We start from the raw sequence: 14,598 nt of genomic DNA on the forward strand, positions 1-14,598 counted from the left end.
AGCCCGACAACAACACGGATCGGCTGACCACCGATCCACGACCGACGCGACCAGCACCCCGAGGGAGACCCATGAACCTGTTCCAGACTCTAATTAACCGGCGCCGCTTCCTGCAGTCATCCGCGGCCGTGGGCGCCTCAGCCGGCGCCGTGACGGCCGGCATCTCCGGCCTGACCGGCCTGGCCCCCACCAAGGAGGCGCGCGCTCAGTCGCCGCGTGGCGACACCGTGGTAACCAAGAACGTCTGCGCCCAGTGCCCGGCGCGTTGCGGTATCGATGTCTACACCACTGACGGTCGCGTGCACGCCATCTACGGCACCAGCGACAACCCCATCGCCAACGGCAAGTTGTGCCCCAAGGGCCACCTGGGCACCTACTTCCTCTACGACCCGGACCGCTTCAAGGGGCCGATGAAGCGCACCAACCCCAACAAGGGGCGCGACGAGGATCCCGGCTTCGTGCCGATCTCCTGGGAGGAGGCGCTGGACACCGTGGCCGAGCGCCTCAACGACCTGCGCCGTCGAGAGGAGTCGCATCGCTTCGCGATGTTCTACGGGCGCGGCTGGGGGGCGTCGGATGCCGGTATCCAGTACCCCTTCGGCGAGCTCTACGGCACCCCCAACGCGGCCATCGGCCACTCCTCGATGTGTGCCGACGGTTCCAAGAAGGCCAAGCACGTCACCGACGGCAACAACTCCTACAGTTCCTACGATTACGCCAATACCAACTACCTGCTGATCATGGGGGCGAGCTTTCTCGAAGCCTTCCGACCCTATAACTATGTGATGCAGCAGTGGGGGCACATGCGCACCAAGAGCCCCAAGACCCGTGTCACCACCGTCGATGTGCGCATGAGCCCCACCATGGCCGCCTCGGATCGCGCACTCTACATCAAGCCCGGCACCGACGGCGCCTTCGCCCTCGCCGTGGCTCACGTGATCCTCACCGAAGGACTCTGGGACCGTGAATTCGTCGGCGACTTCGAACACGACGGGCAGCGTTTCGTGGCTGGCCGACGTATCGGTGCCAGCGCCTTCGACGAGAAATGGGTGCATGGACTGACCGACTGGTGGAACGAGGAGCTCAAGGATCGCACCCCGGAGTGGGCAGAAGACGTCACCGGCATCAAGGCCGCCGACATTCGCCGCACCGCCATGGAATTCGGCAGCACGCGGCCGGCCATTGCGCTGTTCGAGCGCGGCGCTACCGGCCACTCCAATGGTACCTACAATGGCATGGCGATTCACAGCCTCAACGCTCTGGTCGGGTCGCTGTTCGCCGAAGGGGGACTCGGCTATCAGGTCGGCCCCTCCTACGGCGAGCTGCCCGTCAAGGTGGAGGACTACGCTCGCAATGGCGCCTGGAAGGACCAGCCGCGCCTCGACATGAAGGGCACCGACAAGTGGCCGATGGCGGGCAACATGATGCAGGAGTGTGCTCAGAACCATCTCGACGCCGATCCCTACACCCTGGATACGGCGATGTTCTACTACACCAACCCCATCTGGACGGCGCCCAACCCCCAGGTCTGGGAGGAGGCTCTCAAGGACGTCTTCGTCATCGACACCTCGCCCTTCCCCGGCGAGACGGCCATGTACGCCGACATCGTGCTGCCCGACTGCACCTACCTGGAGCGCACCCAGGACGTGCCCACCTACCCCTTCGAAGGCTGGCCCATGGCCGAGCTGCGCGTCCCCGCCGTCGAGCCGATCTACGACACCAAGATGTACGGCGACGTGATCATCGAGCTGGGCAAACGCATCGAAGGCCCCATGGGGGACTACTACCGTGAACTCGGCAACCTGGAGAACTATATCCGCCATTTGGCGGCGGGCTTCGCCGATGACCCGGGCGACAACGGTGTCGACGGCTTCGATAGCTGGAAGGAGAAGGGCGTCTGGTACAAGAAGCCCTACCGCTGGCGCCTGATCCGCGGCGAGTTCTATGAATGGGACGGCGAGCGCTACGGGCGTCAGATGAGCGAGGAGGAGGTCAAGGAGCACCTGTTCAAGACGCCTTCCGGCAAGTTCGAGGTCAACTCGGGCTACCTGCAGGAACACGCCGAGTACATCGAGCGCGAGCTGGGCATCCCCCGCGATCGCGTCGGCCTGGTGCAGTGGGTCGAGCCGGTGCACACCGGCGGCGACGGCGACTTGCACCTGGTCACCCCCAAGACGCCGATGCATGCCGAGGGTCGCGGCGCCAACCTGCCGCACAACATCGCCATTCACCAGCCCATCGTAGGCGGCAGCGGCACCGTCTACCTGGAAGTCCATCCGCAGACGGCTCGCGAACGCGGCATTGGCAACGGCGACCGCGTTCGCATCGTGTCCGATATCGGCAGCATCGAGGCGGAGTGCCGCTTCGTCGCCGCCCACCGTCCCGACACCCTGGTGTTGCCCTTCGAGTTCGGCCACTGGGCCCAGGGGCGCTGGGCCAAGGGCCGCGGTCCGGGTAACTCTAGCGAGGTCACTGCCAACCGCTCAGACCCCATCTCGGGGCTGGCGAGCTACTACACCGGCAAGGTCAGGCTCGAGCGCGCCTGAACGGAACCCTGACTGAACGACAAGGCTGAGGACAACGACTATGGCAAAGTGGGGAATGGTCATCGACCTGGATAAGTGCACCGGCTGCCAGGCCTGCACGACCGCCTGCTCGATGGAGAACAACACCCTGCCCGGGGAGAGCTGGCAGGACGTGCTCTACTATGTGGAGGGTGAGAACCCCAGCGGCCAGATGAAGTGGCTGCCGCGTCCCTGCATGCAGTGCGAGAACCCCTCCTGCGTGCACGTCTGCCCGACCCGGGCCACCTACAAGGACGAGGACGCCGGCGGCATCGTCTTCGTCGACTGGAACCGCTGCATCGGCTGCAAGTACTGCATGATCGCCTGCCCCTACGGCGTGCGCTTCTACGCCGACGAGAAACCGCTGGTCGAGCCTGATATCCGCGAGGCCTTCCCGGGCGAGAACGGCCAGCTGTGGAGCCCGCCCTACCAGAACCCCGAGGAGGACTATCGCCGCGGCATCGGCATCCAGCCGGCGGGCGTGGTCTCCAAGTGCACCTTCTGCTACCACAAGGTGCGCCATGCGCCGGAAGGCATCGCCGACCTCGACGAGGAGGATCCCGATCTCAAGGAGTACGTCCCCGCCTGCGTGCGCACCTGTGCACCCAAGGCACGCTACTTCGGCGACTTGGACAACCCCGAGAGCCGGGTCAACCAGTTGATCGGCGACAAGCACGGAGTACGCCTCAAGGACCACACCGGCAACAAGCCGCAGGTCTACTATCTCGGCGCCGGCGCCGGCGTACCGGCCTTCACGCCCGCTGACAGGGAGACTGACGCATGATCACTTCAAACTCTCGTCCCAACGCCCTGCAGGGCACGCTCGGCTGGCTGCTGCTGGTCGTGGCCGCCGCGGTCTTGGTAGCCAGCCTCGGCTACGCCTTCTCGCAGCTGGCCGCCGAAGGCCACGCCTCCTTCAATACCAGCTCGCGACTGCCCTGGGGTCAACCCATCGCCACCTACCTTTACTTCGCTCTGGCCTCCTCGGGGCTGGGTCTGGTCGCCTCGCTGCCGCTGGTGTTCGGTTTCAAGCAGTACTACCCCATCGCCAAGCGCTGCATCTTCCTCGCCTTCATCGTGCTGATCTCGGGGATGACGGTACTCGCCATGGAGCTCGGCCACGTCTTCCGCATGCTGTGGGCCATTCCCACCGGCCTGCAGACCCAGTCGGCAATGTTCTGGATGGGCGTCTTCTATGCCCTGGACCTGCTCTTCCTGCTGTGGAAGTTCAGCAAGCTGCAGGGTGGCGAGTGGGACAGCAAGACCAGCAAGCAACTGGGCATCGCCTCCTTCATCGGCGTGCTGCTGGCCAGCGGCAACCTGGCGCTGATCTTCGGCATGATGAGCATGCGCCCTTTCTGGTTCGATGCGCTGATGCCGATCTACTTCTACTTCACCGGCGTGACCAGCGGGGTGGCCGCCCTGGTGTTCTTCGTCTACCTGGCCCACGGCTTCCGGCGTGACGCCATGCCCTCTGCCCTGCAGTCGCTGCTCACGGGCGCGCTGCCCAAGCTCTTCGCGGCGCTCATCGGTGGCACCCTGCTGTTCATCGCGGTGCGCGCCATCACCGGGTTGTACAGCAACAACCCGGAAGTGAATCTGGTGTGGACGGACTACCTGTTCGCCTCGCCACTCTACATTGCCGCCCTGCTGCTCGGGCTGCTGCTGCCGTTCGCTCTACTGCTCAGCAGCTCGATACGCAACCGGGTCGACATTCAGGTACTGACCGCCTGCCTGGTGTTCCTGGGGCTCTTCGCCGAGCGCTTTTATTTCGTGGTCGGCGGCCAGGTAGTCCCGCTGTTCAAAGGCACTTGGGCTCCCGACCTGATCGAGTATGCGCCCTCGACCACCGAATGGGCGTTGACGCTCAGCGGCGTCTCGCTGTGCTTCGTGCTCTACCTACTGGGGGAGAAGCTCCTGAATCTCGGCGACATGCCTCGGCAAGAACCAGATCAGCGACAGACCGAGCAGCCGGCAGTGGCCACCTGAGGCAAAGCGCCTTGGCAAATATCCTTCACGGCCTGTCGAAAGGCAGGCCCTGTTCAATGGAGCGGCCATGACTTCCGATCGCACGCCCCTGGCCTCGGCCGAGCTCTACCTCTGCCTGTCGAGGGCCTTTCTCACGCCGGTGAGACACGTTACGCGGGAGGAACTCCGCGACGCCCTGTTGCCCGACCTGCGCGAGCTGGCCGGGCAACTGCCGGCCATCAGCGACGACTGGCTGGCCCGCTTCACGGCCACGCTCGACGCCGTCGATTCCTCCCAGCAGCTACTGCTGGGCTACAGCAAGCTCTTCCTGACACCGCCTGCCCCGGCGCCCCTGAACCTGGGCGCCCACCTGGACGGGGCCATCCAGGGCCGGAGCGCCCTGCGGATCGAAGCGCTCTATCGGCGCCACGGGCTGGAACGGGCAACCGACTTCCACGACCTGCCCGACCACCTGGCCCTGAACCTGCAATGGCTGGCCTGGATGCTCAGCCGGTGGCTCGAGGCACACCCCAACGGCTCGCCTGCGCCCGACAGCGACACGGCCCCCGAGAGCCGCGACATCGTCCACGACCTGCACGCCATGCTCCAAGAGATCACCCACCCAGGCGTCGCCCGGCTTCGGCAGGCGATCGCCGTAGCCGTGGACGCCAGCCGCCCGGAGCAACAGCTCTGGCAGTGGCTGGTCGAGCTGACGCAGCACCAGTTGGCCCATGACATGGCCTGGCTGTCACCGCTCGCCGTGGCGCAGGCGATGCCGGCCTCTTCACAGGCCCGAGTCGACAAGCAGCCGGTGGCCGACAATGAGCCGACAGACGACAATGCCTATGGCCGGTGCGTCGTCTCTGCCACCGCGATGGACTGTCGAGTGTGCGGGGAACGCTTCCCCCCTGATGCCGTACTGAGCGAAATGCATGAGCGACTGACAACGGCCGGGCTCGATGCCGCCCACCTGGCGCTGTGCTCGCAGTGCCGTGAGGTCGATACCGCCAGCCCTGCCATGACACCGCCAAGCCACGAACAGAGCCCTGCCCGCTCGGCAATGCGGGGGAAAAGCGGATGACGATTCATGACTTGTGCGAGGTGAGGGCCGCCTACCGCATCACCGATGCCGACAGCGGAGAGACCCTTGCCCAGTCCACTCCGGGAACGCCGCTACGCTACGTCCAGGGTACCGGCCAACTGCTACCGGCGCTGGAAGCCGCCCTGCTCGGTCACGAAGCCGGTGATACCCTAAGCATGACATTGCCGCCCGAACAGACCTATGGCCCCCATCGTCCGGAGCTGGTGTTCGAAGCGGTGCGCGAGAACCTGCCCCCGGACCGGGAGATCCGCATCGGCATGACGCTGACGCCGGGCGGGCAGCGTGGCAAGTTCTCGCTGAAAGTGGTGGGACTGACCGAGCGCGGCGCCATGCTCGACGGCAACCATCCACTGGCCGGCAAGACGGTCACCTGGGAACTCGAGGTGCTCGACATCAGGCCGGGACACCCGCCCGTGCAGAGCGAATTCGACTATCAGCCGATCCGCTGGGTGGTCGAGGACTGAGTCGTGGAGAAAGAGTCGCGAGCAGGAGAACCCATGGTTCCTGAATGCAGGGCCTCAGCACATTTCGAGCTGCCGTTCGGGTCGGTTCCCCATCGCTGCCAGGCGCGCCTGCAGAGCGGCAAGCCGCGACGCCTCTGCCGCAGTCGCGGCATCCAGGATGGCGGTCACCCAGTCGGGAAGCGTGGAGGCGAGTCCATAGTAGACCCACTGGCCCTCGCGGCGATCGTTGAGCAGTCCACAGTTGCGTAGCTGGGCGAGGTGGCGCGATACCTTGGGCTGCGACTCTTCCAAGGTATGGGTCATCTCGCACACGCAGAGCTCGCCCTCGTGACGAATCATCAGCATCAGCAGCAGACGTGTCTCGTCACCCAGGCACTTGAAGACCCGGATGGCATCCAATGGCATCAAGGCACTATCCATCCCAATCAACGCGAAGATGACTCGCATTCTACCCTAATGGTCTCGCCGGCACATCACGCGCCGTATCGCCCCCTTCATGGGCTCTGCCGAGGCAGTGCAAAGGCCATCGCCGCGCTGGCCGCCACCAGCGCCGCCGACACCCATAGGCAGGCACTGAGCCCGTAGACCTGATAGATCCAGCCCGAGAGTACCGTGCCGGCGAGGCGCCCCATGGCGTTGGCCATGTAGTAGAAACCCACGTCCATGGAGACGCCGTCGGCTCGGGCGTAGTGCACGATCAGATAGCTGTGCCAGCTGGAATTGATGGCGAACAGCACGCCGAAGGCCAGCAGCCCCGCCACCAACCAGCCGACTTCCGCCAGCGGCAACAGTGCCAGCAGCGCCGGTAGGCCGGCCAGGGCCAGCGCCCAGAATACGGTAATGCCGCGTGCACCGCCCTGGATCAGTCCGGTCAGCCGCGGCGCCTGGGTCTGTACGCCGCCGTAGCCGATCACCCAGACCGCGAGCAGACCGCCCACCGTCCAGTGGCTCCAGCCGTGCTGGTCGTAGAGGAACACCGGCAAGGCCACCACGAACCACACGTCGCGCGCTGCGAACAAGCACAGCCGCGCGGCGGAAAGCACATTGATGGCTCGCGACTTGGAGAACGCCTCCGAGAACTTCGGCTTGCGCTTCTGGCGCCCCAGATCGGCCTTGAGCCTCGCCAACGAGAGCGCCAGCACGCCGGCAAGCATGACGGCCATGACGATCACCGCGCCACGGAAGCCAATCAGCGTGAGCAGCAGCCCACCGAGGAAGAAGCCGGCCCCCTTCAGCGCATTCTTGGAGCCGGTGAGGATCGCCACCCAGCGGTAGAGCGCGCTCTGTGCCGTAGCGCTCTCCTTGGGCACCAGCACCTTGACCGCGCTCTTGGCGCTCATCTTGTTGAGGTCCTTAGCGATGCCGGAGAGCGCCTGAGCCGCCATCACCCAAGGCACGGTCAACGCCACCGCCGGCACCATGAGCATGGCCAGGGCGACGATCTGCAGCCCAAGCCCCACGTTCATGGTGCGGTTGAGCCCCAGGCGCGCGCCCAGCCAGCCCCCCACCAAGTTGGTGACCACGCCGAATGCCTCGTAGAAGAGGAACAGCATGGCCACTTCCAGGGGGCTGTAACCCAACTGGTGAAAGTGCAGCACCACCAGCATGCGCAGGGCGCCGTCGGTCAGCGTGAAGGCCCAGTAGTTGCCGGTGATCAGCAGGTACTGGCGCACCTCGAAGGGAAGCCGTCTAATCCTCTCCGCAAGCGACATCGCTTCAGCCACGGCCCACCTGCGCATTCCCCACCTTCAAGGCCAGCTCGGCGGTGCGGTTGGCATAGCCCCACTCGTTGTCGTACCAGGCGTAGAGCTTGAGCTGGGTGCCATTGACCACCATGGTCGAAAGCGCATCGATGATCGAACTGCGCGGATCGGTACGGTAGTCGATGGAGACCAGCGGGCGCGCCTCATAGCCCAGGATGTCGGCCAGTTCACCCTCGGCGGCGGCCTCGAGCGCCGCATTGACTTCCTCAACGGTGACCTCGCGCTCCAGCTCGAAGACCATGTCGGTGAGCGAGGCGTTGGCCAGTGGCACGCGAATAGCATGGCCGTTGAGCTTGCCGGTGAGCTCCGGGAAGATCGCGGTGATCGCCTTGGCCGAGCCGGTGGTGGTGGGAATCAGGCTCATGCCGCAGGCCCGGGCGCGCCTTAGGTCCTTGTGGGGAGCGTCGAGGATGGTCTGCGTGTTGGTGATGTCGTGTACCGTGGTCATGGAGCCGTGGCGGATCCCGAAGGTCTCGTGGATCACCTTGACCACCGGTGCCAGGCAGTTGGTGGTGCAGCTCGCCGCGGTGACGATGCGGTGCGTCTCAGGATCGTACTTGTCGTCGTTGACCCCCACCACCACGTTGAGCACGCCCTCCTCCTTGACCGGAGCGCTGACCACCACCCGCTCGACGCCCTGGTCCAGATAGGCCTGGAGCTTGGTCTTGGTCTTCATCTTGCCGGAGCACTCGATGGCCACGTCGCAGGCCGACCAGTCACTGTCGGCCAGCTCGCGATTGGCGCTGAAGGGGATGCGCCGGCCGTCGACCACGATGGCCTCGCCCTCGGCACGGATGCCCTGCCCCGGCGCCCAGTGGCCGTGGACGGAATCGAACTCCAGCAGATGCGCGAAGGTCGCCGCATCACCGCCCGGGTCGTTGAGGCGCACCACCTCGACGTCGCCCCGCTGGATGTGAGACCACAGGCCGCGAAACGTCAGTCGCCCCATGCGACCGAAGCCGTTGATGCCGATACGCAAGGTCATGAATGCTCTCCTGAAAAGTGCGGCGCTGTGCCGAGCATGAAGTCGTCGACGTCATTGTATATGGAATTCCATATATAAACGAACCGCGCACTCGATCATGGGCATCGCATGACACACGCGGTGCGACCGCTCAACAGGCCGCCAGCGTATCGCGGCGTGTCGTGCGATGCTTCGGATCTCGGTCGAAAGACTCGCTGTCGGAGAGCGCCAAGGTGAGCCAGGGTGAGGCATCGACGTCGGCGGGCAATGGTGGCCTCTCATTCCCGCTTTCCGCCACGGCCAGCGAGAAACGCCGCGCATAGTCATGCATGCGCTGGGCTTCATCGGCGAGTTCCGCGGCATTGCCGGCCGCGCCCTCCACCAGCCGCGCGCTATCCTGGGTGGCGACTTCCATCTGCCCCATCGCCTGGTTGACCTGTTCGATGCCATATCGCTGTTCGCTCGAGGCCCGGGAGATGTCGTCCATCAGCACGCTGACCCGTTCGATGGCGGTGAGAATCGCTCGAGTGTGCTCCGCCGCTTCGCGCGAGAGCGCATCGCCCTGCTCCACGCTCGTGCGCGACGCCTGGATGCGGTGGCGAATCTCCCGGGCGGCGTCGGCACTGCGTGTGGCCAGGTCGCGCACCTCCGTGGCCACCACGGCGAAGCCGCGGCCCTGGTCGCTGGCGCGGGCGGCTTCCACCGAGGCGTTGAGGGCCAGAATGTTGGTCTGGAAGGCGATGCTTTCGATCAGGGCGATGATGGACTGGATCTCGTCGGAATGGCCATGGATCGCTTCCATGGTGGTGAGGAACTGCTGGATCACCGCATCGCCCTCACGCGCCTTGTCCGACGCATCGTTGACCGACCGGTTCACGTCATGAGCCCGCTCGGCATTCTGCGCCACGGTCGCGGTGAGCTCCTCCAGGCTCGCTGCCGTCTGTTCCAGGGCCGACGCCTGCTGCTGGGTCTGGCTCGACAACGATCGATTGCCTTCGGCCAGGGCCTGGCTGCCGTGCTGAACCCGCTCGCTGCTGGCCAGCACACGGCCGACGGTATCGGTCAGCGATTGCTGCATGGTGGAGAGTTCGGCGAACAGCTGGCCGATCTCGTTGTTGCCGCGACGTTCCACCGGCGTGGCAAGGTCGCCGGCGGCGATACGCTGGAAGTGTTCGACGACGCGGCTCAAGGGCTTCAGCACGTTGACGCGCACGCCCCACACCACGACGGCGATCAACGCCAGCGCCGCCAGCAGGGTGCCGACCACGCCCCCGTTCAACCAGTCCGAGGTCCGTCCGAAACGCTCGGCGAGGTGCTGGCCCAACTGCTGGTTACGCGCGAAGAACGCATCGATAGTCTCGATGAAGCGCTCGCTGCTCTGAGTCACTCGCGACTGTCCGGAAAGATAGCCGGTGACGTCGGCGTCCTGCAGCAAACCCAGCTGCAAGCGCAGATTGTTGTCATGCAACGAGCGGAAGCGCTCTTCCAGCGTCTCGACCAATGCCTGCTGCTCGGGCTCGTGAGATGCCTCGAGAAAGTGTTGGAATGCCTGGTTGGCGTCGTCCAGCAGCGCATCGGCCGATTCGATGATCGGCCCCGGACGGTCGAAGGAAGGAGTTCGCAGCAGTTCGGCAGCGCGATCCATCTCGACGCGCGCGCGCAGCAGGTCGTTATAGGCCGCATTGAGGTCACGCTCCTGGCGCACGTTGGTCTCGTTCAGCATGGCAAAGGCCTCGCGCCCCACCTGATTGGCGGCGAGCCCCAATCCGCCGATGACCAGGATCAGCGCACTGAACGCCACCAGCACGAGGGTCCAGCTCGTCCTGACGGTCATGTTGTCGAGCAGTTTCATGGCGTCTCTCTCTTCGACGGGGTGGGGAACGGCCAGGCCGGCTAACGACGCGCCAGCAGCCACAGCTGAAGTCGGCGGCGTATTTCCTGGAGCGCCTGTTCGTAGGCATCGGTCTTGCCGATCAGGCGCGGGTCGCGAATGTCCCAGTAGAGCCTTTCCTCGGCACTCCCCTGCCAATCGCGGCAGGCCTGCTGAGCCTTGTCGCAGAGCACGATCACCGCATCGAAATGCTCATCGGCGAAATCGTCCAGCGACTGGCTGGCCAGCCCCTCGCAGGAGATGCCCTGTTTGCGCAGGGCCGCCAGGGTGAATTCGTGCGGGTGATCCGGCTCCGTTCCGGCACTGAAAGCCTCGAACCGGTCACCGGCAAGATGGCGAAGCAGCGCTTCGCCCATGAGGGAGCGTGCCGAGTTGGCATTGCAGAGAAAGAGAACGCGCTGGCGCGACATGGGACTCTCCTTATGGTTCATTGCCCAGAGAGTATCGAGCCAGTGTGACGATAGGATTGCAGTCGTCCGCCAGGCGGCGTCGAACCATTCACCAAAAAAACGCGGCAGCGGGTCTCGCCCGCCGCCGCGCGGCTTCCTTCCGGCGGGATCAGCCGTACCGGCCGGTGATGTAGTCTTCAGCCTTCTTGGTGGCGGGGCTCGAGAACATCACCTGGGTATCGTTGTATTCGATGATCTCCCCCAGGTGGAAGAACGCCGTGTAGTCCGCCACCCGGGCCGCCTGCTGCATGTTGTGGGTCACCGTGATGATGGTGAACTGCTGCTTGAGCTTGTCCATCAGGTCTTCGATGGTCGCCGTAGAGATGGGGTCCAGGGCCGAGGTGGGTTCGTCCATCAGGATCACGTCGGGCTGCACGGCAATGGCCCGGGCGATGCACAGGCGTTGCTGCTGACCGCCGGAGAGCGAAGTCCCCGGCTGCTGCAGCTTGTCCTTGACCTCCTCCCACAGGCCGGCATCGCGCAGCGCCTTCTCCACCAGCTCATCCTGGTCGGCCTTGCGGCTCACCAGGTCGTGCATGCGCGGGGCGTAGGCCACGTTCTCGTAGATCGACTTGGGGAAAGGGTTGGGCTTCTGGAACACCATGCCTACCCGGCGGCGCAGGGCCACCTCGTCCATCTTCACGGCGTTGACGTCGCGACCATCCATCTCCACCAGACCGCGGATCGTCACGCCGGGAATCAGGTCGTTCATGCGGTTGAGGCAACGCAGGAAGGTAGACTTGCCACACCCCGAGGGTCCGATCAGCGCCGTGACGTTCTTCTGGAAGATATCGATGTTGAGATTCTTGAGCGCCTGCGACTCGCCATACCACAGGCTGAGATCACGCACGCGAATGCTCAGATCGTGGCAGGCATGCTCGTTGCGCACGTAGGGCTGCCCCAGCTCTGGCTCGGGCGGGTTGACGGCCGCGGTGGGTGTCGTGGTCTGCAGGGAAGTCATGACAATGTCCTCTATCACGGGCTGGCGATTACCAGCGACGCTCGAATTTCTTGCGCAGGATGACGGCGGTGGCGTTGAGGAAGATGAGGATCGCCAACAACACCAGAATGCCGCCGGCCGTCTTCTCGACGAAGGCCCGCTCGGGCTCGCCCGCCCAGGTGAAGACCTGCGCCGGCAACACGGTGGCCGCTTGGGTGAACGATGCCGAGACATCGGGAATGAAAGCCACCATGCCGACGATGATCAGCGGCGCGGTCTCGCCCATGGCTTGGGCCAGGCCGATGATCGAGCCGGTCATGATGCCGGGCATGGCCAGCGGGAGTACGTGGTCGCGCACCACCTGCCAACGCGAGCAGCCCACCCCGAAGGCGGCGTGGCGAATGGAGTCCGGCACGCTGCGCAGCGCCGTGCGGGTGGCGATGATGATCACCGGCAACGTCATCAGCGCCAGCGTCATGCCGCCCACCAGCGGCGAAGAGCGCGGCACCCCGAAGAAGTTGATGAAGATCGCCAGACCCAGCAGACCGAACAGGATCGAGGGGATCGCCGCCAGATTGTTGATGTTGATTTCGATGATCTGGGTGAGCCGGTTGTCCGGGGCGAACTCCTCCAGGTAGACCGCCGTCATCACACCGATGGGGAAGGCGATGGCCAGGGTCACCAGCATGGTCATCACCGTACCCACGACGGCCGCCATGATGCCGGCGCGCTCTGCCATCTTGGAATCGCCCTGAGTGAAGAAGGTGGTGTTGAACTTCAAGGCCACCTGCCCATTCTCGACTTTCTCGTCGACCGCCTGACGCTCGGCGTCGCTGAGCTTGCTGCGATGCCCTTTCAGGTACTGATCCACCTCCCCGTTGGCCAGCTCCCAGCGGGTTTCGGTGGTCCCCAACAGGGCCGGATCGTCACGGATCATACCCGGGATCAGACGTTCGAAGCTACGGCTGACGATTTTGGCATCCTCGGGTTCCATGGCCGCGCGGCCCATCCGCTGCGCATCCTCGTTGTACTCGAGTTCGACCTGCACATAGGCCTGCTGAAAGGCCGGCAGCCCCTTGTTAAGCATGTCGGCGAAGAACAGCACCAGAAACAGGCCAGCCAGGCCCAAAGCACCCATGGAGATCCACTTCAGGCGCGCCGACCGCCGGTGGCGGCCGCGCAACTGGGCGCTGATGTCGTCGAAGGTTTGACTCATCTCGGCGATTCCTCGGCGTTACAGATTGTTGACGCGATACTTTTCGCGGAAGCGGCGAATCATCAGCACCGATACCAGATTGAGGCTCAACGTCACCGCGAAGAGCACCAGTCCCAGGGCGAAGGCAGAGAGTGTCTCGGCGCTCTCGAACTCCAGATCGCCGGTCAGCGCAGCGACGATGCGCACCGTCACCGTGGTCATGTCCTCGAGCGGGTTGGCGGTGAGGTTGGGCCGCATGCCGGCGGCCATCACCACGATCATGGTCTCGCCCAGCGCCCGGGAAACTGCCAGCAGCGAGGCGGAGATGATACCCGGCAGGGCCGCGGGAATGACCACGTCGCGGATCGTCTCTCCCTTGGTCATGCCCAGCGCCAGGGAGCCCTGACGCATGCTGTCGGGCACCGAGTTGATCACGTCGTCGGAGAGCGAGGAGATGAAGGGGATGATCATGATGCCCATCACCACACCCGGCGCCACGGCGTTGTTGAAGGAGGCATCCAGGCCGAAGAAGCCGGCTACGCTGACGATGATCGGGGCGACCGTGATGGCGGCGAAGAAGCCATAGACCACGGTGGGAATGCCGGCCAGCACCTCCAGGGTCGGCTTGGCCAGGGTGCGCACCCGCTGCGGGGCGAACTCGGACATGTAGATGGCGGCTAGCAATCCGATGGGAATCGCCACCAGCATGGCGATCGCAGTGATCATGAAGGTACCGGCGAACAGCGGCACCGAGCCGAACTGCGCAGCGCTGCCCCCTTCCTCCGCGCGTCCGGCCGCAGCCAGGAAGCTGGCCCCGGGGTTCCACACCGTGCCGGTCACGAAATCCCAGAAACTGTGCATCTGGAAGAAACGCAGCGCCTCGAAGACGATGGAGAACAGGATCCCGAAGGTGGTGAAGATCGAGATCAGCGCCGCCGCAACGAGCACCCACCGAATCACCCGCTCGATAGCTCGCCGTGCGTGAAAATCGGGGCGTACCTGAGCAATGCCCACCGTCAGGCCGCCGGCCGCCACGACCAGGCTGGCGGCGAGCAGGTAGGGCACTGGAATCGCCGCCCCCAGCAACAGCATGATGAAAGCGCCCAGGGCGCTGACGAGCAGTGCTGGCCCGGCGGTGGACAGCACGGTGAACCAGGCGTACTGGTCGGGCTGCGCATGCATGGCCATGCCGGCAGCGCGCACCCGTGCGGCCTTGGCGCGCCCCATGAAGAAGGCCACCAGCCCCAGCGCCAGCAGGACGCCGCTGAACAGGGCAAGGAGTTGGTTGGTCTGCATCG

General features: G+C 64.9%; 13 protein-coding genes. 5 read left to right on the top strand and 8 right to left on the bottom strand.

Going from position 1 to position 14,598, the window contains the following annotated elements:
* Window positions 1–71 precede the first annotated feature (71 nt).
* The 5 genes from GFD32_RS11230 (at window position 72) to GFD32_RS11250 (ending at window position 6,098) form a co-directional block, all read left to right on the top strand.
* On the top strand, window positions 72–2,546 hold the full coding sequence (locus tag GFD32_RS11230) for a molybdopterin-dependent oxidoreductase (protein ID WP_163576660.1): 2,475 nt from the start codon (window positions 72–74) through the stop codon (window positions 2,544–2,546).
* Window positions 2,547–2,586: 40 nt separating this feature from the next.
* Window positions 2,587–3,348, top strand: coding sequence for a 4Fe-4S dicluster domain-containing protein (locus GFD32_RS11235; RefSeq protein ID WP_205599104.1), 762 nt, complete (start codon window positions 2,587–2,589; stop codon window positions 3,346–3,348).
* Entirely contained in the window at window positions 3,345–4,553 is a 1,209-nt protein-coding gene (gene nrfD, locus GFD32_RS11240; protein ID WP_163576662.1) for an NrfD/PsrC family molybdoenzyme membrane anchor subunit, read from the top strand. Before GFD32_RS11235 ends, nrfD begins: the two co-directional genes overlap by 4 nt.
* 67 nt (window positions 4,554–4,620) lie before the next feature.
* Window positions 4,621–5,613 carry a TorD/DmsD family molecular chaperone gene (locus GFD32_RS11245; RefSeq protein ID WP_163576663.1) on the top strand — a complete coding sequence of 331 codons (993 nt, stop codon included), beginning with the start codon at window positions 4,621–4,623 and terminating at the stop codon, window positions 5,611–5,613.
* Window positions 5,610–6,098, top strand: a complete 489-nt coding sequence (locus tag GFD32_RS11250) for an FKBP-type peptidyl-prolyl cis-trans isomerase (RefSeq protein ID WP_163576665.1) — start codon at window positions 5,610–5,612, stop codon at window positions 6,096–6,098. Before GFD32_RS11245 ends, GFD32_RS11250 begins: the two co-directional genes overlap by 4 nt.
* A 54-nt stretch (window positions 6,099–6,152) precedes the next feature.
* Here GFD32_RS11250 and GFD32_RS11255 read toward each other — a convergent pair whose 3' ends face one another.
* The 8 genes from GFD32_RS11255 to pstC form a co-directional block, all read right to left on the bottom strand.
* Window positions 6,153–6,503: a metalloregulator ArsR/SmtB family transcription factor gene (locus tag GFD32_RS11255; protein ID WP_163576667.1), complete on the bottom strand. Its 351-nt coding sequence runs from the start codon at window positions 6,501–6,503 to the stop codon at window positions 6,153–6,155.
* An 89-nt stretch (window positions 6,504–6,592) separates the two neighbouring features.
* Window positions 6,593–7,810: an organoarsenical effux MFS transporter ArsJ gene (gene arsJ, locus GFD32_RS11260; RefSeq protein ID WP_163576783.1), complete on the bottom strand. Its 1,218-nt coding sequence runs from the start codon at window positions 7,808–7,810 to the stop codon at window positions 6,593–6,595.
* Between the two features lie 4 nt (window positions 7,811–7,814).
* Window positions 7,815–8,846: an ArsJ-associated glyceraldehyde-3-phosphate dehydrogenase gene (locus tag GFD32_RS11265; RefSeq protein ID WP_163576668.1), complete on the bottom strand. Its 1,032-nt coding sequence runs from the start codon at window positions 8,844–8,846 to the stop codon at window positions 7,815–7,817.
* 130 nt (window positions 8,847–8,976) lie between these two features.
* On the bottom strand, window positions 8,977–10,677 hold the full coding sequence (locus tag GFD32_RS11270; RefSeq protein WP_163576670.1) for a methyl-accepting chemotaxis protein: 1,701 nt from the start codon (window positions 10,675–10,677) through the stop codon (window positions 8,977–8,979).
* Between the two features lie 41 nt (window positions 10,678–10,718).
* On the bottom strand, window positions 10,719–11,126 hold the full coding sequence (locus GFD32_RS11275; RefSeq protein ID WP_163576671.1) for an arsenate reductase ArsC: 408 nt from the start codon (window positions 11,124–11,126) through the stop codon (window positions 10,719–10,721).
* 148 nt (window positions 11,127–11,274) lie between these two features.
* Window positions 11,275–12,126 carry a phosphate ABC transporter ATP-binding protein PstB gene (gene pstB, locus GFD32_RS11280; protein WP_240455614.1) on the bottom strand — a complete coding sequence of 284 codons (852 nt, stop codon included), beginning with the start codon at window positions 12,124–12,126 and terminating at the stop codon, window positions 11,275–11,277.
* Window positions 12,127–12,154: 28 nt separating this feature from the next.
* Entirely contained in the window at window positions 12,155–13,321 is a 1,167-nt protein-coding gene (pstA, locus tag GFD32_RS11285; RefSeq protein ID WP_163576672.1) for a phosphate ABC transporter permease PstA, read from the bottom strand.
* Window positions 13,322–13,339: 18 nt separating this feature from the next.
* Window positions 13,340–14,596, bottom strand: a complete 1,257-nt coding sequence (pstC, locus tag GFD32_RS11290; protein WP_163576673.1) for a phosphate ABC transporter permease subunit PstC — start codon at window positions 14,594–14,596, stop codon at window positions 13,340–13,342.
* Window positions 14,597–14,598: the final 2 nt, after the last annotated feature.

It is taken from the genome of Halomonas faecis, assembly GCF_010993975.1.
Lineage (GTDB): Bacteria > Pseudomonadota > Gammaproteobacteria > Pseudomonadales > Halomonadaceae > Halomonas > Halomonas faecis.